Below are 19,831 nucleotides of genomic sequence, written 5' to 3'. Positions count from 1 at the left end.
GCGTGGCTCAGTCCTCGCCCGGGCCCTCGCTCCGGCGCAGCCTGCTGCGGCGGAGCAGGCCGAGGCCCACCAGTACCAGGGCCACCGCGGCCGTCGCCGTGACACCTATGCCCATCGATCCGGTCGCGGCCAGGGCGCCGCCACCGGCTGCCGGCGGCAGTCCGCCGGCCACAGGTCCGTACATGGGGAATTTCCTCTCGTCGGAAAACGGGTCGCGAAATGGGGTGCTGCGGAGGGGGGGATGCCGCTCAGTGGAAAGGCGTGAGCGGCTGCGGCACGGCCCGGAATGACAGGGGGGCGGCACCGGACACGGCCGAACCATCCGGGTGGGGACGAACGGTACGCACTCCCCGCCACGGATCGAACTCCCGTGCTGCTGGCACATCATGGACTGAAAATCGGATGTTCGATGGTCCGTATTCGCACGATGCTTTCCACATCTGCACCGATCGGCGTGGCGTGGGCGTGTCACCGGCATGCCGCGGCGGTCCGCCGTTCCGCCATTCGGGGGACATTGATCACCACCGGTTGCCGCGGCTCACCGCCGACGGCCATGTTGTGACGCGTAGTTCGAACACCTCGGTCGTTCGATCGGATGCACCGTCAAGGGAGCCCAAATGCCCTCCGCCGACATCGCCGTGGTCCTCGGCACCCGACCGGAAATCGTCAAACTCGCCGGTGTGGTGCGGCTCCTGGAGGACTCCGCCCGCATCGTCTGGACCGGTCAGCACTGGGATCCCGGCCTCACCACCGCGTTCTTCCGGCAGTACGCGCTCCCCGATCCGCACATCACGCTCAGCGGCGTCGCCGGCGAGGCCCGGGGCCGGCAGATCGGCCGCATGGTCAGCACGCTCAGCGACCACTTCGCCAAGCACCGGCCCGCCGCCGTCGTGGTCCAGGGCGACACCAACTCCGCCGCCGCCGGCGCGCTCGCCGCGCACTGCGCGGGCGTGCCGGTCGTCCACGTCGAGGCCGGACTGCGCTCCTTCGACCCGGACATGCCCGAGGAGGCCAACCGCCGCCTGATCGCCCCGCTCGCCGACCTGCACTGCGCTCCGACCGCGACCGCCGCCGCCCACCTGCTGCGCGAGGGCATCGAGGCGGACCAGGTGGTGGTCACCGGCAACACCGTCGTCGAGGCCACCCTGGAGTCGCTGCCCGGACCGGCTGAGGCAAGCGCGGTGCTGAACGGCTTCGGGCTGCGCCCCGACCGCTATCTGCTGGCCACCCTGCACCGGCCCGAGAACACCGACGACCCGGCCCGGCTCGGCCGGATCCTCGCCCAACTCGCCGCGCTGGAGCTGCCGGTGGTGCTGCCCCTGCACCCGCGCACCCGGGCGGCGATCGAGCGCTACGGGCTCTCCGGCGCGCTCGCCGGGCTGCGCCCGGTGCCGCCGGTCGACCACCGCACCTTCCTCGCCCTGGCCGCCGGCTGCCGGCTGCTGGTCTCGGACTCCGGCGGGGTCCAGGAGGAGTGCACGGTGCTCAAGCGGCCGCTGATCGTGGTGCGCAACTCCACCGAACGGCCCGAGGCGGTCCGGGCGGGCTTCGCCCGGCTGGTGCGGCCCGGCGCCCAGCTCGACCTCGCGCTGCGGGAGGTGCTCGCGGACCCGGACGCGATCGGCTCGCTCGCCGGACGGCCCTCCCCGTACGGCAGCGGCACCGCGAGCGCCGAGATCGTCGCCGCCATCCGCTCCCGCTACCTCGTGGAGGACCGCGCGCGCCTGCTCTGCGCGAGCTGAACACTCCCTCCGGCCACGCGCCGACCCCGCCGGAAGCGCTCCGGCGGGGTCGACGCGCGGGCGGGCCACGGCGCCATCGGGGGGCGTCACGGGGTGTCGAAGGCCGTGGCCCGGGAGCGCTTCTCCCAGGCGGCGACGTCCTCCCGGCCCCGGTCGAGGTGGGTGAGCACGGCGCCGAACCCGTCCCCGCCGAGCGGCAGCCGCAGCGGGGTCCGCTCCGCCTCCGGCACGGCCAGGACGACCGCCGCCTTGTCCGGGTCGCCGGGCTGCGAGCCGTCCCCGCGGCCACGGCCGCCGGGTGGCCGCCGCGCGCCGCCGGCCTCGTCACCAGCGGAGGGCCAGACTCTTCAGTCCGTTCTGGAAGTTGGAGACCAGCCTCGTCGGCTCCGCCCCCGGTACGGGCCGCAGCCCCGGCAGTCCGGCGACGATCCGGCGCAGCAGGGCCGACATCTGGATCCTGGCGAGCTGCGCCCCCACGCAGAAGTGCGGGCCGAAGCCGAAGCTCACATGGTCGTTGGGCGAGCGGGCGAGGTCCAGGCGGTCCGGGTCGGGGAACACGGTCTCGTCGCGGTTGGCGGAGGCGTGGTAGACCACCACCTTGTCACCCCGGCGGATCGCCGTTCCGGCCAGTTCGACGTCCTGGGTGGCGGTACGGCGGAACTCCAGCACCGGCGGCCAGAAGCGCAGCAGCTCCTCCACCGCCGAGTCCGTCAACTCCGGTCGTTCGCGCAGCAGTCGGTACTGGTCGGGGTGGGCGAGGAGGGAGTGCAGAGCGCCGGGCAGACCGTTGCGCAGGGTCTCGTTGCCGGCGACCGCGAAGAGGAAGAACATGGTCTCGAACTCGGCGGCGCCCAGTCCGGCGTCCCGCATCCGGGCCACGATGCTGCCGGGCGGCGGCTGTTCGGCGAGCGCGTGGGCGTAGGCGAACATGTCGGCGAGCGCGGCGCGGGAGCGCGGGTTGACGGGGCGGCCGTCCGGGGTGGTGAGGGCCGTGGGGCGACGGGCGAGCGCGGCGCGTCCGAGGTCGGTGAGGCCGGACGGGGCGGCCGTGTTGGAGCCGGCCTGGTCGGCGTCCTGGTAGCCGATCACCCGGTTCGACCAGTCGACCAGCAACTGCCGGTCCTGGTCCGGCACACCGAGGATCCGGGCCAGGGTCCAGACCGGCAGGTCGGCGGCGAGCGGCACGAAGTCGGCCTCGCCCAGCGGGCGGACCGCGTCGACGAGGTGGGTGGCCCGCGCCTCGATGGCGCCGGTCAGTTCGCGCAGGGCGCGGGGGGTGAAGGCCGCCGCGACGATGCGGCGCAGCCGGGAGTGGTCGGGCGGGTCCTGGTTGAGCATCATGGTGCGGGCGAAGTCCAGGTCCGCGGTGGTGTCGGGGTCGCGGATCTGGGTGGCGCCCAGGTGCGAGGAGAACAGCGCGGGCGTGCGCAGGACGTGCTTGACGTCGGCGTGCCGCAGCACCGCCCAGTAGCCGGGGCCGGCCGGCCACTCCCCCACCGGCGGCTCCTCGACCCAGCAGACCGGGGACGCCGTCCGCAGCTCCCGGAACAGTTCGTGGGGCACGCCCCCGGCGTAGGTGGCGGGCAGGAAGATCCGGTTCACGCGAGCCTGGTCGACGCCCATACCGTGCGACCGTACGCGACCTCCCGGCGGCTCACCAGCACGCGTGTCGCACCGGCCGGGCGCACGGCGGGCCCTCGCGGCTGCGGGGAGCGGGCCGTCGCGGCTGCGCCGGTCGGCCGCCGGGATGCCATAGGGTCGGCCAATGGCGAAGTACTTCGACGTGCATCCGGAATCCCCGCAGCCGCGCACCATCGGCACCGTGGCCGACAGTCTCAGGTCCGGGGCCCTCATCGCGTATCCGACCGACTCCTGTTTCGCGCTCGGCTGCCGGCTGGACAACCGTGACGGCCTGGAGCGGATCCGGTCGATCCGGCGGCTGGACGACCGGCACCACTTCACCCTGATGTGCGAGGACTTCGCGCAGCTGGGGCAGTTCGTCCAGCTCGACAACAACGTCTTCCGGGCCGTCAAGGCCGCCACCCCCGGCAGCTACACCTTCATCCTCCCCGCCACCAAGGAGGTCCCGCGCCGGCTGATGCACCCGAAGAAGAAGACGGTGGGGGTCCGGATCCCCGACCACGCCGTCACCAGGGCACTGCTCGCCGAGCTCGGCGAGCCGCTGGTCTCCAGCACCCTGCTGCTCCCGGGTGACGACGAGCCGATGACCCAGGGGTGGGAGATCAAGGAGCGCCTCGACCACGTGCTGGACGCGGTGGTGGACTCCGGTGAATGCGGCACGGTGCCGACGACGGTGGTCGACTTCTCCGGGGGCGAGCCGGAGATCGTCCGCCGGGGGGCCGGCGACGTCTCCCGCTTCGAGTGACGCCGCCGGGCGTGAGTCGGCTCAGGCGGCGACGAGGTCGGTGAGTTCGCGCAGGTCGACGCCGCGGCGCAGGGCGCGCAGGTCCGCCTGGAGGTCGGACGGCGGGACGGCGAGCACGGTGCAGCGGGCGTGGGCCAGGCAGTAGCGGCTCACCGAGCCGCCCTGGAACAGGCGGCGGACCGTGGTGCGCAGCGCGCCGTGCCGGCCCGCGCCGACCACCAGCAGGTCTCCCGGCCGGCCGGCCATCGCGGTCAGTACCGGGCCGGGCTCGCCGCGCACCACGTGGGGCTCGACCCGGACCCCGGCCGGGAGGCCGCCGAACGCCTCGTCCAGGGCCCGGGCCATCCGCGCGTCGGCCATGTCCTGCCAGGCGCGCAGCAGCGACGGGCAGGGGCGCAGCCGGTAGTTGTACTCGCCGCCGGCCGGCGTCCAGGCGAGCACCGGCACCAGGACGGCGCCCCGGTCACGCGCCTCGTCCGCCGCCCGGTGCAGGGCGGTCAGGCTGTGCAACGATCCGCTGACTCCGACGATGACGCGCGCGCCGTCCGACATGATCCTTCACTTTCCGGTGTTCGATCCACTGAATGCTTAGGGATTATGGTTCCACAGGGCTTGTGAGCCTGCAAATCGAAGGCTTTAACTGTATATGGCCTTGCATCGCGCACACCCGTCCGGCCACCGGGCGGAAATCGGTGGCGGCCCCCGTCGGCCTCGGTCCACCCTGGGCGGCGTGACAGCACAGCAGGCCCCGAACAGCACCGCGCCGGACCGCACCGAACCGGACCGCACCGCGCCGGACGCGCCCGAACCCGGGTACCGCGTCCGCGCCCTCCACACGGCCACCACCGTGACCGTCTACCAGGCGTACGGCCCGGAGATCGGGCCGGCGGCGGCGCGCGACGGACGCTTCCCCGCGCAGTGGAAGCGCGACCGGATGACGTGGATCAAGCCCTCGTTCCTCTGGATGATGTACCGCTGCGGATGGGCCACCAAGGAGGGGCAGGAGACCGTCCTCGCCGTGGAGATCGACCGGGCGGGCTTCGCGTGGGCGCTGGAGCACGCTTGCCTCGCGGGCTACCGGCGCGGGCTGCACCCGGACCGGGCGACCTGGCAGCGCCTGCTGAAGCGGGCACCCGCGCGGGTGCAGTGGGACCCCGAGCGCGACCTGCACCTGCGCCCGCTGCCGTACCGCTCGCTGCAACTCGGCCTGACGGGCGAGGCCGCGCGCCGGTACGCGGACGAGTGGACGGTGTCCATCACCGACGTCACTCCGCTGGTGCGGCGGATCCACGGCCATCTGCGCGACGGCGAGACGGACGCCGCCCGGCTGCTGCTGCCGGACGAGCGGCCCTATCCGGTGGCGGAGGGCGCGCTGGCCCACCTCGGCGGGTGACCAACGGGGGCCGGCGGCATACGATCACAGGGTGTCCAAGTCCTGTGATCGCTCGTCGACGGCCGCCGCGGCGGCCCGCTCCGCCGCGTCGGCGGCCTGCTCCATGGAGTCCGTGCTGTCGATCGGATCGGTGGGGTCGGTCCTGTCGATCGGCTCGGCCGGCTCGGTGCTCTCGATCGGGTCGGCCGGCAGCGTCCTGTCGATCGGGTCGGCCGGCTCGGTGCTGTCCGTGCTGTCCGCCGGGTCGTGGCTGAGCGTCGGCTCGGTGTTCTCCGCCGACTCGCGCTGGTCGGTGCTGTCCTGGCGCTCCCGGGGCGGACTGCTGGCGGCCGGCGCGGTGGCGCTCACCGCGGGCGCGCTGCTCGCAGGCGGGGCGCGTCCGCGACGCCGCGACCGGTAGGGGCGCGGGTGCTGCCACGGCCGGCCGACGTGCTCCGGCCACTGCTGCTCCTGCGCAATCCGGCGTTCTGGTACGTGAGCGCGCTGGCCGCGATGTGGCCGGTGCTGCGACTGCTGCCCGCCGAGCGGGTACGGGCGCTGCGGGAGTGGGCGTCGACCGACCTGGACAATCTGCGCCCATGGCCGGACGGCCACCCGATCGGGTCACTGACGGTGTCGGCGTTCGTCCCGCAGGACACCGCGTGGGTCTGGCCGGTGTTCGCGCTGTCCGCCTTCGCGGTGGTCGGGGCGCTCGGCGCCCGGCGGGCGGTGGCGGTGCTGGCCCTCGTGCACGTGGCGGCGACCGTGGTGGCCGAGGGACTGGTGTGGTGGCGGATCGAGCACGGCGCGCTGCCGGCCGAGGCGGCGCACGCCCTGGACACCGGCCCCTCCTACGTGGTGGTCGCGGCGCTGGCGGTGGCGGCCTGCTGGGCCCGCCCGGTGTGGTCGCGGGCGGTGTGGCTGGTGATGCTCGCGGTGGCGGCGCCCAACCTGCTCGGCGGGGTCGCGGACGGCGAGGTCGCCGCCGTGGGACACCTGGTGTCGCTGCTCGCCGGGCTCGCCGTCGCGGCCGCGCACCGGCTGGGGCTGCCGCCGGTCGCCCGGCGCACCGCCTCTCCGGCGCCGCCTCAGGCCGAGCGGGTGCCGTCGAGGTAGGCGAGCACGGCCAGCACCCGGCGGTTGTCGTCGTCGGAGGCGCCGAGTCCCAGCTTCGCGAAGATGCCGGAGGTGTGCTTGCTGACCGCGCCCTCGCTGAAGTGCAGCCGCTGGGCGATCGCGGCGTTCGAACGCCCCTCGGCCATCATCGCCAGCACCTCGCGCTCGCGAGGGGTGAGCAGCGCCAGCGGGCGGTCGTCGGCGTTGCGGGCGAGCAGCCGGGTGATCACCTGCGGGTCCATCACGGTGCCGCCGGAGGCGACGGTGCGCAGCGCGTCCATGAACTGCCCGGCGTTGGAGACCCGGTCCTTGAGCAGGTAGCCGACCGCCCCGGCACCGTCGGCGATCAACTCCCGCGCGTACAGCTGCTCGACGTGCTGGGAGAGCACCAGCACGGGCAGGCCCGGCCGGGCCCGGCGGGCCGCGAGGGCGACCTGGAGGCCCTCGTCGGTGAAGGTGGGCGGCAGCCGGACGTCGACCACCGCGATGTCCGGTCGGTGCTCGGCGAGCGCGGCGGCGAGTTCGGGGCCGCTGCCCACCGCCGCGACGATCTCGTGCCCGTGGGCGCCGAGCAGCAGGGACAGGCCGTCCCTCAGGAGGTAGAGGTCCTCGGCGAGGACAACGCGCACGGTAGCTCCATGGTCAGCCGGGTCGGTCCGCCCGGGGGGCTGACCAGCGTGAGCGTACCGTCGAACGCGGCCAGCCTGCGTTGGATTCCGCGCAGGCCGGTGCCCCGCCCGGGGTCCGCTCCGCCCCGCCCGTCGTCGGTGACCTCGGCACGCAGCAGCCCGTCCGCGTGGACCAGGTCCACGGCGGCGCACCGGGCGCCGGCGTGCTTGACCGCGTTGGTCAGGGCCTCGCTGACCGCGTAGTAGACCGCCGACTCGACCGGGGCCTCGGCCCGCCCCGCCAGCTCGGCCCGGACGTCCACGCGCAGCGGCACGTCCAGGGCCAGGGCGCGCAGCCCCTCGGCCAGGCCGCGCTCGGCGAGCACCGGCGGGTGGATGCCGCGCACCAGGTCGCGCAGTTCCTGGAGGGCCTGGGCGACGTTCTCCTGCGCGTCCGTCACCACCGTCTTCGCCCGCGCCGGGTCACGGTCGATCAGCGCGGCCACCGCGCCGAGCCGCAGGCTCACCGCGACCAGCCGCGCCTGGGCGCCGTCGTGCAGGTCGCGCTCGATCCGGCGCAGCTCGGCGGCCTGCGCCTCGGTGACCTCCAGCCGGGTCTCGGTCAGCTGCTCGACCCGGCGGGCCAGGCGGGAGCGCTCGGTGGGGCCGAGCAGCAGGCGCGTCCACCGGCCGTGCAGGCGCAGCGCCGGGCGGGCCAGCGCCGGGCCGGCGGCGGCCAGCGCGAGGCCGAGCAGCAGGGCGAGGGGGAGCGCGAGCGGGAGCGCGAGGGGCGCTCCGAGGCCGAGGTCCGGGGCCAAGTCCGGGGCGAGGCCCGGGGTGGGCAGCGCCAGGACGGTGCAGGCGAGGGTGTACAGACCGCTGGCGAGCAGCAGCGGCGGGGTGACGGCGAGCGCGCCGCCGACCACCGGGTTCAGCACCACCCAGAGGACGTCGCGCCAGGTCGCCGGATCCTTCCAGAGCCAGCGCAGGGTGCGCGAGACGCTCGCGAACCGGCGGTTCTTCTGGTAGTCGTGGCCGGTCCAGAACCAGCCGTGCAGGGTGCGTTCCAGCGCCGGTCGCGGCAGGTACGGCGGCGGCACCGGCACTCCCGACCAGCGGCCGGCGTAGGCCCGGGCGAGGCCGGCCGCCGCACGGGCGAGCCGAGTGGTGGCGGGGAAGAGGAAGAAGATCCCGAGGCCGAACCAGAGCGCGAAGCTGCCCAGGACGACCGCCAGCAACAGCAGTTCGGCGGGGACGACCGCCGTCAGCACCAGCAGCCGGCCGAGGGCGGCGGCTCGGCTCCGCGGGGCGCCGTGGGCGGCGGGCATCGTGCTGTTCACCGTGCCTCCGGTCGGTGGTCGGACGTCCTGGGCCCGGGCGGGCCGCCGGGGTGACGGAGCGTCGCCCGGTCATGGTCCCAGCTCCGCCGACGGGGACGGGCGGTCGGGGCCTGCCGGACGGTGCGGCCCGGGTGGCCCGTTCAGCCGGTGCGCCGCCCCCAGGCAGAACGCGCCGAGCACGATGAACGCCACCGCCAGCGGTATCCCCACCGCCCCGGGCAGGTGGAGCGCCAGGAACCAACCGCGCGCGGCGGGCGTGAACACCGCCAGGGCCAGCGCCACCAGGCCCTGGGGCGCGATCAGCAGAACGCCGACGGTGGTCAGCAGGCCGACCGCCACCGAACGTCCGCGCGAGAGCCCGGCCGCCGCCCGCGCTGGCCCTGGCGTGCGGCGGAGCCCCTTGTGCAGCACGTCCAGCAACTCCGGTCCGCGCGCCTCCAGCCGGCGCCGGGCGGCCCGGCCCAGCGCCCACGCGCACAGCGTGCCGGTGAGCAGGCCCGCCGGTACCCCGGCCCAGCGCAGCGGCGCGCTGTCCAGCAGGGTCCCGGCCAGCACCACCCCGGCCGCGGGCAGGGCGGCGACCAGTTGCAGCCAGAACGCCGCCAGCCCCTGGGCGCGGACGTGCTCGGCGCTCTCGTCGGCGAGGTCGTCAAGCGGGCCGCCGCCGGGGCGGTCCGGTGACGGGGCCGCGCCGGTCACCGACATCAGCGGGATCAGCCCGGCCGCGGCGCCGAGGACGGCCGGCAGCACCGCGAACACCCACGGCCGGACGGCGGCCGGGGCGAGTGGCAGGGCGGCGACCGTCAGCACCAGCGCCACCGGGGCGGTGACCAGCAGCCAGGCGGCCTGCCGGGCCCGGACGTCGGCCCGCGCCGCGCCCGGCACCACCAGGGTCAGCCAGAGCGCGCCCGCGTCCAGGCCGTACAGGTTGACGCAGAACGCGCCCGCGAACAGCGCGGCGACCACGCCCGCCCACGGCAGCAGCACGTCGTAGCCGTCGAGCAGCGGGAGCAGGGCGGTGAACACACCCGTCCAGAACGCGGTCCGCAGGAACCGGACCCGACGGGGGTCGCGCCGCCAGAGCAGCAGTTCCTTGCCCAGGACCGCACCCGCCGGGGTGTCCGGGAGCAGCCGGGGACGGGGCCTGGCGCGGGCCGCGGCCGGGTGGGGGCGGTACCCGCCGCCGCGCACCAGTTGCCGGGCGAGCAGCGCCGCCCAGGCCGCCAGGAGCAGCCCGCAGACGGCGGCCAGAGCGCCGAGCGCGGCGGCGGCCGTCACCCAGTCCGCCCGGCGGGCCGCGTCCACCGCGACCACCGACCAGCCCGAGGGCGGCACCCGCACAGCGGCGGCCCCCGCCGCCCAGTCGCCGGTGCCGAGCCGGGCCAGGAAGCCGAGCGCGAACCACCCGGAGTTGAGGCAGGCCATCACCAGGCCGACCAGCAGGGCGGACAGCTCCCGGCCGAGCCGGAACCGCAGCACACCGCCCAGCGCCGACGGGGTGAGCCTCGCCAGCACCACCACGAGGAGCAGTTGGAGCAGCACGGCGGGCACCGCGACCAGCGCCGCCGCCGGCCCCTGGCGGGCGCCGTAGAGGAACAGCCCGCCGAAGGCGACCAGCGCCAGCACCGGCGTGACACCGACGAAGGCCGCGCCCAGCAGCCCGACGGCCAGGCTGCGCGGACGCATCGGCACCATCGCGAACCAGGCCGGACGCAGAGCGGCGTCGCCGCCGGTGACGAGCGGCCCGAGCGCCCACCCCACGCTCCAGAGCAGCTGGGCGAGCGCCAGCACGCCGAACCCGGCCTCGGGCGTGGCGTAGTGCGCCAGGCCGAGCAGCGCGGTGCCGACCGCGCCCGCCCCGCCGCACACCACGGCGACGGCCAGCCCGGCGGCGCGCGGACCGGTCATCGACCGCCGCAGGACGATCGCCTTCATCCCGGCGAGCACGGTGACCGCGACGCGGCCGCCCGCCGCCTGCGGGACGGTCAGGACGCCAGCCAATCCAGCCCCTCCACTCCCCCGGTCCGGGCGCCGACCAGCTCGACGAACACGTCCTCCAGCGCCCGGCCGTCCCGCACCTCGGCCACCGGCCCGGCGGCCGCCACCCGGCCCCCGGCGATCACCGCGACGTGGTCGCAGAGGCTCTCGACCAGGGCCATCACATGGCTGGAGAACACCACCGACCCGCCGGCCGCGACGAACCGTCGCAGGATCGTCCGCACGGTCGCCGCCGACACCGGGTCGACCGCCTCGAACGGCTCGTCCAGCACCAGCAGCCAGGGAGCGTGCAGCATCGCGACGGCCAGGCCGATCTTCTTGCGCATCCCGGTGGAGTAGTCGATCACCGGCGTGCGCGCCGCGTCGGCCAGTTCCAGGACGACCAACAGTTCCTCGGCGCGGGAGTCCACCGTCCGCCCGTCCATGCCGCGCAGTCGGCCCAGGTACCGCAGCAGCTCCAGGCCGGTCAGCCGCTCCGGCAGCGCCAGGCCGTCGGGCAGCACGCCCAGCAGCGCCTTGGCGCGCAGCGGGTCGGCCCACACGTCGACGCCGAACACCTCCGCCCGGCCGGCGTCCGGCCGCAGCAGCCCGACCGCCATCGACAACGACGTCGTCTTGCCCGCGCCGTTCGGCCCGACCAGCCCGTAGAACGAGCCGCTCGGCACGGTCAGCTCCACCCCGTCCACCGCCCGGTGGGCCCCGAACCGCTTGCCGAGACCCGCCAGCCGCAGCGCCGGAACACCCTCGCCCCGCACCCGCACCGCACCCTCCCCCGCTCACCCCGTCCGCCCCCTGCGGGCGGCCAATGGAAACGCTAGGGCGGACACGATCGAGGCGGAATCCACCCCACTTCACACTTCATGGTGGGTCCAGCCCCACCCCCGCCCTGTACCGCGCCTACACCCCCCGGAACTCCATTGCCCGCGCCCGCCCCGACCGGCACAATCGGCCGCACCCGTCGGCCGACGGGCCGGGCGGAGGGAGAACGGTGACCACGGCGGACTGGGCAGGGGTGCGCGAGCGGGTACCGGCCCTGCGGGACGCGCCGTCCGCAGCGGAGGTCGTCGGCGCCCGACAGCCGGGTTCGGGCACGGCTTCCGGTTGGAGGCACCGCTGAGCGAGACCGGCCTCGCCGAAGCCGGAGCCGGGTCGGGCATTCGGCTGCCCCCGGACCACCGCTCCTTCCTCGTCGAGGTGGGCGCCGGCGGGGCCGGTCCGCACTGAGGAAGTCCCGGGCCGTCGGTGCACCGTCGCCACGGCCGAGGCGGACCTCCCCGACGCCGGGTCGCACCGCGCGGCCCGCGGGGCCTGGGACGGCGCCTGGGAACGGCTCGACGAACGCTCGACCGCCGGAGCGGTCCGCCTCGGCCACCAGGGCCGCGGCCACTGCACCTGGTTGGCCGTCACCGGCCCGGAGCGCGGCACCCTGTGGTGCGACGGCCCCGGGCCGGGCCGCTCCCCGGAACCGCCGGGCGGCCGCACCGGCCGCACCGGCCGCGTCGGCTTCCGCGAGTGGTACCCGGACCGGGTGGCCCGGGCCACCCGGAAGGCCTGCGGCCGCTGATCAGGAGGCGAGGATCCGCGCCAGGCGGGCCGCCTCCGCCCGGACCCGGCGCGGGGCCGTGGGCGTGGTCAGGGCATCGAGGGCGGGGACCGGGGTGCGGACGGCCTCGGCGGCGGCGCAGTCGGCGGCAAGCGTCAGGGCGTCCGCCAAGCCGCGGCGCCCCGGGTCGGGGGCCAGCTCGCCGAGCAGCGCGGTGAGCACCTCGAACACCGGTCGGCCCGCTCCGCCGGCGGCGGCGTCCGCGAGGACGGGCAGGACCCGGTTCGGCTTGGCGACGGAAAGCCGCCACAGCGCCGCGAGCCACCCGCCCAGCGCCTTCGGCCGCAGCCGTCCCCCGGCGGCCAGCGTCAGCAGGGCGTCCAGGGCTGCGGTGCGGTGCTCGGCCCGGGCGGCGGTGAGCCCGTAGGCGAGCAGCAGGTGGCTCACCGGTCCGGGCTCGCCCGGGAGTTCCGCGAGCCGGGGCAGCAGGGAGCCCGGTTCGCGGGGGCCGGGGTCCACCGCCTGGACGGCCAGAGCGGGCAGACCGTGCGCGGCGACGGTGTCCGGGTGCCAGGGCGCCGTCCAGGGCAACTGGGCGAGCTGGCCGGCCGACGCTTGGAAGGCGGACAAGAACCAGTCGGCGCCGGTGGGGTCGGGCAGCGCGTGCAGCAGCCCGGTGACGCCCTCGGACACCGCCGGGACGGGCGCGAGCGGGCCGATGCGCGGGGCGTCGCCCGGGGACCCGTCCGGGGGCCGGACGTGGAACTCCTCGGGTGCGGGCGGCGGTATGTCGGGCGGCAGCCCGCAGCCGAGCCCGGCGGCCGCCGCGCGGACGGCCGGCAGCGCGTGCGGCGGCACCCGGAGCAGCGCCTGGGCCAGATCGGCGGGCCAGGGGCGGGCACCGGCCGCCCGGTGGGCCGCGAGCCGCTCGGCGAGCACGGCCGGGTCGAGACTGCCGTCCCCGGCGGTGGGGGTGGCGAGCAGCACCGGTACCGGCGCGTCGGTGACCCCGCACGCCGCTTCGAGCACGCGCAGCGCGGGGACCAGGGCGGCCGTGCGCAGCGGGTCCCGGCGGGCGAGCAGTTCGTCCGTGAGCGCGGCCGACCGGTGCTCGCGGCCGGTCAGGACGTCGACCAGGCAGCCCAGCGTGCCCCCGACGGTGCCGATGCCCGCGAACAGGAGCGGGTCCCCTCCGCGGCCCGAGGCGACCGGCGCGAGCGCGGCGGCGAGGGCGGCCGCGTCACGCCGGTGCTCGGTGACCAGGGCGGCCAGCACCACCTCGAACTCGCCGGGGTCGGGCACCGCGTCGGCCAGCACGGCGGACAGCCGCTCGGCGAGCTCGAACGGCCCGTCGGGGGCGGCCGGGAGTGCGGCGGGCGGCGCGGGCCGCAGCACCGGGGCGGGTTCCTCGGTCGCGGGCGGGGCGGTGGCCAGCAGCTCGTGCGCCTCCGACCGCAGGGCGGGGCCGAGCGCGTCGGCGGCGGTGCGCACGGCCTCGGCCGTGGCCGGGTCGGCGGCGTCGGGCAGCTGCCGGGCGACCAGCCGCAGCGCGCGCTCCTGGACCGCGGCCGCCGGGTGCCCGAAGGCCACCGCGAGGGCGGGCAGCAGGTCGTCGGCCCGGGCCGGGTCCGCCCGCAGCACGCCCTCGGCCCAACCCAGCTGGACGGTGGCGAGCGCCTTCTCCGGGCGGGCCAGGACGGCGGCCGTGAGCTCGGTGAACAGCTCGGCGGAGAGCCGGGCGTCCAGGGACCGCAGCGCCGTCTGGGCGGCCTTGGCGGCGGTCGGCGCGCCGTCGGCGGCCAGCCGGACGTGGTCGCGGGCCCGGGCGGCGACCTCCTCCGGCTCGGGGGCCAGCTCCGCGTACAGCCGCAGGAACCCGCGCAGATTGCCGGGCCGGTCGCCGCGCAGCAAGCGGCCGAGGCAGCGGTCGAGCAGTTCGGCGCGGTCCAGCAGGCCTTCGCCCGCCAGGGCGGTGAGCGCCTTGGGCCACTCGTTCTCCGGCCCGAAGCGGTCGGCGTACGGGTCGACGAACGCGGACCCGGCGTCCGGGACGTCGAACAGCCGGTGGACGAACTCGGCGAGCCTGGGCTGGGCGCGCAGCCAGGAGAGCAGGGTGTCGTGGTGCGGCACCGGCGGGCGCAGTCCCTGGTCGGCGAACCACTCGCCGATCCCGCGGTGGCCGTGGCGCACCAGGCTCCCCTCGCGCACCCAGCCGGTCAGGTAGCCGTCGGTGGCCGGGACCTCGGCGTCGGCCCAGGCGTCGAGGCCGTGGGCGATCAGCCAGCGGATGTGGTCACCGCGCACGGGCAGCCACTCGGCGAGCCGGACCGCGAGTTCACGCTGGAACGCCCGGTCGCGGTGCGGCGGCAGCAGGGCCGCCAGCATGGAGTGGGCGTCCGCGTTGGTGGAACCGCCGTCGGGCCGCGGCCAGCTGAACGAGAGCAGACGCCGCGCGGTCAGCCATTCCAGGGCCTCCGCCGGGGTGGCGGCGGCGAACAGGCCGGAGAACTGCAGCGCGGCGAGCTGGTCGTACGCGGCGGAGTAGCGTCGCATGTCACCGGAGGAGAGCTCGCGCAGCAGCTCGGTGCGGAACCTGCGCAACGGGGCGCGCAGATGGCCCAGCTCGGTGGCGGGCACCCCGGACAGCCGGTCGATCACCCCCTGCGGCACCCGGGCGGCGATGAGCGCCCGCACCTCGTCCCAGCTGATCGCCCCGATCATGGGATCGGTCATGGGATCGGTCATGACGCCCCTCCTCCGCCCGTCCGCCTGTCGATCACGAAGCTAGCGGACCCCACCGACAATCCGGACCGGCCGGGAAGCGGTACGGCTCGGGGGAACGCGGCGGCCCGGGACGCCCCCGGGCCGCCGACGGGGTCACGCCCGTTGGCGGCGGGCGGCGAGGACGGTGTGGACGAGGACGCCGACGAGGAGGAAGAGGACGCCCTGGTAGACGGCGGCGTAGCCGGCACCGGCGACCAGCCAGGCGGAGAAGGCGAAGGCGCCGAGGGCGACGGTGAGGTCGCGGGTGAGGCGGGCGGGGGCGACCCGGTCGCGGTCTCCGCGCAGCAGCCAGTACAGCTGGGCGGCGCTGGAGAGCAGGTAGGGGACGGTCGCGGTGAAGGTGGTGACCAGCACCAGGGTGTCGAAGGCGGCCTTGGCCCCGGAGGCGAAGTCGAGGACGGTGAGCAGCGAGGCGAGGGTGACGCCGGTCAGGACGCCGAAGACGGGCACGCCGCGGCGTTCGGTGGCGAAGACGGCGGGGAACAGGCCGTCCTTGGCGGCGGCGTAGGGGGCCTGGGCGGACAGCAGGGTCCAGCCGTTGAGCGCGCCGGTCATCGAGACGAGGGCCGCGACCGCGACGGCCGTGCCGCCCCAGGAGCCGCCGAAGACGGCGTTCACGGAGTCGGAGAACGGCGCGGTGGAGTGGACCAGCCGCTCGTGGGCGACGGTGCCGAACACGGCGAGCGTGCCGAGCAGGTAGACCACGGCGGCGCCCACGGTGCCGAGCACGCTGGCCCGGCCGACGTTGCGCTCCGGGTCGCGGACCTGGCCCGCGCTCATCGCGGCCGACTCCACACCGAGGTAGCTGAAGAGCAGCAGCGCGGCGGCGGCCGTCATCCCGCCGATCCACCCCTCGCCGGTCGCGTCGAAGGGGCCGAGGTTCGCCGGGTCGAACGAGCCGAGGCCGGCCACCGCGACGACCGCCAGGGGGATGAACTTGAGCACCGTGGCGACGAGTTGGACGGCACCGACGTAGCGGGTTCCGGCCAGGTTGGCGAGCGCGGGCAGCCACTGGACGGCCAGCGCGCAGCCGAGGGCGAGGCCGGTGGAGCGGCCGACGGCCGGCCACAGGACGGTGAGGTAGCCGACGGCGGCGACGGCGAGGGCGGCGTTGCTGACCCAGGTGGTGATCCAGTAGGACCAGGCCGCCATGAAGCCGGCGAAGTCCCCGAAGGCCTCGCGGGCGTAGACGTAGGGGCCGCCGGTGCGCGGGTCGCGGCGGGCGAGCCGTCCGAAGACCAGGGCCAGGGCGATGGCGCCGACGGTGAGCACGGCGAAGGCGAGCAGGCTGACCGTTCCGTACGGGGCGACGGCCGCGGGGATCATGAAGATGCCGCCGCCGATGATGTTGCCCATCACCAGGGCGGTCGCGGTCGGCAGGCCGAAGCGGCGGACGGCGGACGCCCTGGGCGAGGACGGTGCCGCCGCCGGTTCCTGTGGCGGTGCCGGGGGCGACGGCTCGGGGGGTGCCTGCCGGGTCGCGGCCGGGCTGCTGTGCATGGGGGTGTGGTGCCTTTCCTGCGTCCTGCGCGCTCGGTGGAGCGGAGGCCCATGCTCACGCAGGCGGCACCTTGTACCAAATCGGTGGGATTTATCCTCCGGACCGGCCCGCCCACCGGAAAACCTCCGGTCCCGCGACGGCCGGACGGGCACTCGTCCGGCACCTCCCACCGGGATCACCGGGACCACCGGAGGCACCGGGACCACCGGGATCACCGGAGGCAGCGGAGGCGCCGGGATCACCGGGGTCGCCGGGACCCGCCCGCACGGCCCCGGCGCCCCCGGCGGACGTCACTCGGCCACGAAGGTGCTGCCGCTCCACTCGAAGACGTCCAAGGGGACGCCCTCGTGCACGGCCGTTCGGCCGGTGCGCCGGAAGTGCTCGTACCGGTTGCCGGTGAGGACCTTGACCACGCTCTCACCGGCCGCGACCTCACGCACGCGTGCGAAGTCCGATCCGGCCGCTCCGCCTTCGAGCAGGATGTTCGCCTTCGGCTCCGTCATCGTGATACCTCCCGGGGTGGCTCCGCCATCGATACCTGACTGGGCCCCGAACCCTACGCAGCCACCCGCCGCCGGATAACCCCTATTCGCTCCTTTCCCGGGTCGGTTAGGGGGGTCGGGACCCGCGGGCAGGCGCATCCCCCGCGGACTCCGCGCACCGGCGCTCGGAACGGCGCAACGCCCGCGCGGGCCCTCGCAGAAGTCGCCGAGAGAGCGACGGCCCGCCCGGTAGCACCGCCCGTCAGCCTGCCGTGTGCCGCAGGATCTCCAGGACCTCGCCGGCGATCGCGGCCTCGTTCTGCTCGAACACCGGTCCGGTGAGCTGGTCGGTCTCCGCCGGCAGGCCGGTGAGCACGGGGGTGTGCAGGTGCCCGCCGGGCAGCTGCGGGGCCAGTTCGAGGCGCAGCCGGTTGGTGCGGTACGCGACCTCGTTGGAGAGGTAGCCCCCGCCGCCGCCGGCGACCGCGCGCGAGCCGGGGGTCGGGCCGTCCGCCCGGTCCACCGGGGCGGACGCGCCGGCGGGGATCTCGGTGACGGTGGTGTTCAGCCTGACCGGGAAGGGCTGCTGAACGGCCGTCATCGGCCCGGCCGGCAGGGTGGTGGCGATGAACTCCGCGCCGGGGCCGAGACCGGGGGCGGTGACGGGGTGGTCGCGGGTGCCGCCGGAGAGGGCGCCGGCGTTGTCCGGATAGGGGTCGGCGGAGCGGGCGCGGCCGGCCCAGGCCTCCAGGGTGAACAGGCCCGGGTAGCCCTGGCTGATGGTGGTGATGAGGTCGGCGGAGTGGTGGCCGGGGGCGAGCCGCGGGGCGAAGGCGCGCTCGACCATGCCGCGGTCGAAGTCGCCGTAGCGGACCGGGAGGACCACCGCCTGGACGTCGGCGCGGGTGCCGTCGGCGAGGGTGATCCGCCGGCCGTCCAGTTGCAGGACCGCCGAGCCCGAGGGGTTGGCGCGACGCGGCTCGGCGTCCAGGCCGAACGGGTCGAAGCCGCTCACGAAGATCCGGCGCACGCCGTGCCGGGCGCCGAACCCGCTGTCGGCCAGCCCGCGCGAGGCGTCCTCGAAGCGCTGCCGCAGGGCCGCCGGATCGACGGTGAAGCCCGGTTGCCAGCGGGCGAGTTGGACGGTCATGGCGACCCTGGTCCAGTACAGCGGGCGGTCGTCGCCGGCCGGCAGGTCGCCGCCGGGGCGGTGGCCCTGGGCGCGGTCGACGCCGGCCCGCCAGAGCGCCCGGCCCCAGGCGTCGACGATCCGACCGGCCCCGGCGGCATTGCGGGCGGCGCAGAGCGCGGCGGGGAAGCCGCGGACGAAGTCGCCGAGGCCCCCGCGTTCGGTCAGCGCGGCGGTCCGCGGGTCCGCGGTGCGCGCCTGCTCCCGGTCGAGCGGCGTGGAGTCGACGGTCCGACAGGACGGGCGGCCCGTCCGGCCGTCGTCGGCGCCGGCGGAACCGGCGGGGAGGATGGTGGCGGCGAGAGCGCCGATGAGGGTCGCGGTGAGGGCGACCCGGCGCCGGGCGGTCGTCATGACGTGGACACTACAGTCGGGCGCCCGCGCTTCACCAGAGCGCCAACCGGCCGCCACGGACGGTAGGCACGGACGGCGCCGCACTGCGGAGATCCGCAGCAGAACGGCCCCCGACTCCCCTGGCGGGTCACGCCCCGTAGCGGTTTACTGGGAGTGAGCAGGGCAGAAGACGGAGGCCCGGCGATGGAATGTCCCCACCCACCCGGATTCCACGCTGAGGTCCGCGCACAGTACGCGGCCGCCGGAGCCGAAACGGCCCGGCTGCTGCGCTCGGTGTCCGAGGACCTCTGGACAGCGCCCACCCCGTGCCGCGACTGGGATGTGCGCGCGCTGGTGAACCACCTGGCGGCGCAGCACCTGTGGGTGTGCCAGGCGGTCGCCGGATACACCCCGGAGCAGATCGGCCGCCGTTTCGAGGGCGACGTACTCGGCCGCAACCCGCTGGGCGTGTGGGCGATGGCGGTGCGCAGCGCCTCGCGCGCGCTCAACCGCCCCGGTGCGCCCGACCTCCTGGTGCACCTGCCGTACGGCCTGCGGGACGCCGGCGGGTACGCCCGGGAGCTGACGGCCGAGACCGTCGTGCACGGCTGGGACCTCTCCCGGGCGCTGGGCGAAAGCGTCCGGATGCCGCCCGGCGCCGCCCGCTACGCGCTCGACGAGTTCCGCGGCTACCGCGACCTGGCGGGCACGGGCCGCTTCGACCCGCCGCGCGCCGCGCCGCCGGGCGCCGACGCCGAGGCCGTGCTGCTGGCCCTCACCGGCCGAGACCCGGCCTGGTCCGCCGACCGGATCTGACGGCCGCACCTGACGGCCGGACCTGACCGGACCCTGACGACCGGATCCGACGACCCGCGGCGCCGGCCCGCGGACCGCCGGGCCGGGTGGGCGTCCATGAGCCTCGGACGCCCACCCGGCAGCACTCCGCCGTTCAGCAGGCCGCCGACCCCGGACGGACCTCCGGGCGAACGGATCGCCGAGAAGCCGCCGGAGCGGCCGGTCGTGCCCGTCCCTCTCCTAGGCTCGCCGCGCACGGGCAGACCGCGCGGTCACGCCCGCCGGCCCCGTGCTGCCTCGGGCCGTGTGTCGTCGACGAAGAAGAGCGAGGAAGAGATGGGTACACCCAGCGAGCCGTTCGGGACCGTTGTCAGCGAGATCGGAGTCAACATCCGGGAGTTCCCCAGCACCGACTCCTCCATCGTCGGCTCCCTCTCCTTCGGTACCAAGGTCGGCCTGCGCGCGAAGGTGAGGGCGCAGAACATCGACGGCAACGACATCTGGTACCTGCTGCGCGACCGCAACGCCTGGGTCGCGGCCCGGCACGTCGACAACACCGGCGTCGTGAAGTTCGCCAAGGACGTGTCGGGCGGCTCGGGGGTCGCCGCGGAGCAGGGCCCCCAGGGCTGACCGGTCCTCCCC

At 75.9% G+C, this 19,831-nt stretch carries 20 protein-coding genes; 8 read left to right on the top strand and 12 right to left on the bottom strand.

All coding sequences use genetic code 11. The features are described from left to right. Positions 1 to 7: 7 nt before the first annotated feature. Positions 8 to 184, bottom strand: coding sequence for a hypothetical protein (locus tag ACFZBX_RS08195; protein ID WP_380755516.1), 177 nt, complete (start codon positions 182 to 184; stop codon positions 8 to 10). Positions 185 to 617: 433 nt separating this feature from the next. Here ACFZBX_RS08195 and wecB point away from each other — a divergent pair, with 433 nt between their 5' ends. Beyond that, on the top strand, positions 618 to 1,742 hold the full coding sequence (wecB, locus tag ACFZBX_RS08190; RefSeq protein WP_391532141.1) for a non-hydrolyzing UDP-N-acetylglucosamine 2-epimerase: 1,125 nt from the start codon (positions 618 to 620) through the stop codon (positions 1,740 to 1,742). Between the two features lie 86 nt (positions 1,743 to 1,828). Here the strand turns inward: wecB and ACFZBX_RS08185 are convergent, their stop codons facing one another. Both ACFZBX_RS08185 and ACFZBX_RS08180 read right to left on the bottom strand, forming a co-directional pair. Next, positions 1,829 to 1,972 (bottom strand): hypothetical protein, encoded by a 144-nt coding sequence (locus tag ACFZBX_RS08185; RefSeq protein ID WP_391532140.1) that lies wholly within the window; start codon positions 1,970 to 1,972, stop codon positions 1,829 to 1,831. A 94-nt stretch (positions 1,973 to 2,066) separates the two neighbouring features. Then, a complete protein-coding gene (locus ACFZBX_RS08180; protein WP_391532139.1) occupies positions 2,067 to 3,365 on the bottom strand; it encodes a cytochrome P450 in 1,299 nt (432 codons plus the stop codon). A gap of 142 nt (positions 3,366 to 3,507) precedes the next feature. On the opposite strand from ACFZBX_RS08180, the gene ACFZBX_RS08175 reads away from it, so the two are divergent. Beyond that, positions 3,508 to 4,128, top strand: coding sequence for an L-threonylcarbamoyladenylate synthase (locus tag ACFZBX_RS08175; protein WP_391532138.1), 621 nt, complete (start codon positions 3,508 to 3,510; stop codon positions 4,126 to 4,128). Positions 4,129 to 4,149: 21 nt separating this feature from the next. On the opposite strand, the gene ACFZBX_RS08170 is transcribed toward ACFZBX_RS08175, so the two are convergent. Beyond that, complete coding sequence (locus ACFZBX_RS08170) at positions 4,150 to 4,680, bottom strand: universal stress protein (protein ID WP_391532136.1); 531 nt, start codon at positions 4,678 to 4,680, stop codon at positions 4,150 to 4,152. 169 nt (positions 4,681 to 4,849) lie between these two features. On the opposite strand from ACFZBX_RS08170, the gene ACFZBX_RS08165 reads away from it, so the two are divergent. From ACFZBX_RS08165 to ACFZBX_RS08155, 3 genes are all read left to right on the top strand, one after another. Continuing rightward, positions 4,850 to 5,521: a DUF4291 domain-containing protein gene (locus tag ACFZBX_RS08165; RefSeq protein ID WP_391532599.1), complete on the top strand. Its 672-nt coding sequence runs from the start codon at positions 4,850 to 4,852 to the stop codon at positions 5,519 to 5,521. Between the two features lie 103 nt (positions 5,522 to 5,624). Beyond that, positions 5,625 to 5,921: a hypothetical protein gene (locus ACFZBX_RS08160; protein ID WP_391532597.1), complete on the top strand. Its 297-nt coding sequence runs from the start codon at positions 5,625 to 5,627 to the stop codon at positions 5,919 to 5,921. 8 nt (positions 5,922 to 5,929) lie between these two features. Beyond that, complete coding sequence (locus ACFZBX_RS08155) at positions 5,930 to 6,616, top strand: rhomboid-like protein (RefSeq protein WP_391532135.1); 687 nt, start codon at positions 5,930 to 5,932, stop codon at positions 6,614 to 6,616. Here ACFZBX_RS08155 and ACFZBX_RS08150 read toward each other — a convergent pair. From ACFZBX_RS08150 to ACFZBX_RS08135, 4 genes are all read right to left on the bottom strand, one after another. Further along, positions 6,589 to 7,245 (bottom strand): LuxR C-terminal-related transcriptional regulator, encoded by a 657-nt coding sequence (locus ACFZBX_RS08150; protein ID WP_391532133.1) that lies wholly within the window; start codon positions 7,243 to 7,245, stop codon positions 6,589 to 6,591. The two genes, ACFZBX_RS08155 and ACFZBX_RS08150, sit on opposite strands and share 28 nt — an antisense overlap. Next, positions 7,209 to 8,564, bottom strand: a complete 1,356-nt coding sequence (locus ACFZBX_RS08145) for a sensor histidine kinase (protein ID WP_391532131.1) — start codon at positions 8,562 to 8,564, stop codon at positions 7,209 to 7,211. Before ACFZBX_RS08145 ends, ACFZBX_RS08150 begins: the two co-directional genes overlap by 37 nt. A gap of 69 nt (positions 8,565 to 8,633) precedes the next feature. Beyond that, positions 8,634 to 10,565 carry a hypothetical protein gene (locus ACFZBX_RS08140; RefSeq protein ID WP_391532130.1) on the bottom strand — a complete coding sequence of 644 codons (1,932 nt, stop codon included), beginning with the start codon at positions 10,563 to 10,565 and terminating at the stop codon, positions 8,634 to 8,636. Further along, positions 10,550 to 11,323 (bottom strand): ABC transporter ATP-binding protein, encoded by a 774-nt coding sequence (locus ACFZBX_RS08135; RefSeq protein ID WP_391532129.1) that lies wholly within the window; start codon positions 11,321 to 11,323, stop codon positions 10,550 to 10,552. Before ACFZBX_RS08135 ends, ACFZBX_RS08140 begins: the two co-directional genes overlap by 16 nt. A 635-nt stretch (positions 11,324 to 11,958) precedes the next feature. Between ACFZBX_RS08135 and ACFZBX_RS08130 the strand changes: the two genes are divergently transcribed. Then, positions 11,959 to 12,126 carry a hypothetical protein gene (locus tag ACFZBX_RS08130; RefSeq protein ID WP_391532128.1) on the top strand — a complete coding sequence of 56 codons (168 nt, stop codon included), beginning with the start codon at positions 11,959 to 11,961 and terminating at the stop codon, positions 12,124 to 12,126. On the opposite strand, the gene ACFZBX_RS08125 is transcribed toward ACFZBX_RS08130, so the two are convergent. From ACFZBX_RS08125 to ACFZBX_RS08110, 4 genes are all read right to left on the bottom strand, one after another. Further along, complete coding sequence (locus ACFZBX_RS08125) at positions 12,127 to 14,850, bottom strand: DUF6493 family protein (protein ID WP_391532127.1); 2,724 nt, start codon at positions 14,848 to 14,850, stop codon at positions 12,127 to 12,129. A 132-nt stretch (positions 14,851 to 14,982) separates the two neighbouring features. After that, a complete protein-coding gene (locus ACFZBX_RS08120; protein ID WP_391532126.1) occupies positions 14,983 to 16,389 on the bottom strand; it encodes an amino acid permease in 1,407 nt (468 codons plus the stop codon). A gap of 291 nt (positions 16,390 to 16,680) precedes the next feature. Further along, a complete protein-coding gene (locus tag ACFZBX_RS08115) occupies positions 16,681 to 16,893 on the bottom strand; it encodes a DUF5988 family protein (RefSeq protein WP_380755539.1) in 213 nt (70 codons plus the stop codon). A 241-nt stretch (positions 16,894 to 17,134) separates the two neighbouring features. Then, positions 17,135 to 18,415 (bottom strand): pyroglutamyl peptidase, encoded by a 1,281-nt coding sequence (locus tag ACFZBX_RS08110; protein WP_391532125.1) that lies wholly within the window; start codon positions 18,413 to 18,415, stop codon positions 17,135 to 17,137. 183 nt (positions 18,416 to 18,598) lie between these two features. Here ACFZBX_RS08110 and ACFZBX_RS08105 point away from each other — a divergent pair, with 183 nt between their 5' ends. Next, positions 18,599 to 19,210, top strand: coding sequence for a TIGR03086 family metal-binding protein (locus ACFZBX_RS08105; RefSeq protein WP_391532124.1), 612 nt, complete (start codon positions 18,599 to 18,601; stop codon positions 19,208 to 19,210). A 315-nt stretch (positions 19,211 to 19,525) separates the two neighbouring features. Continuing rightward, positions 19,526 to 19,819, top strand: coding sequence for an SH3 domain-containing protein (locus ACFZBX_RS08100; RefSeq protein WP_391532123.1), 294 nt, complete (start codon positions 19,526 to 19,528; stop codon positions 19,817 to 19,819). Positions 19,820 to 19,831: the final 12 nt, after the last annotated feature.

The sequence above is a fragment of the Kitasatospora sp. NPDC008115 genome, assembly GCF_042957205.1.
Taxonomy (GTDB): Bacteria; Actinomycetota; Actinomycetes; order Streptomycetales; family Streptomycetaceae; genus Kitasatospora.
Note: the sequence above shows the minus strand (reverse complement) of the source record. Positions and strands in the feature narration are given on the sequence as shown.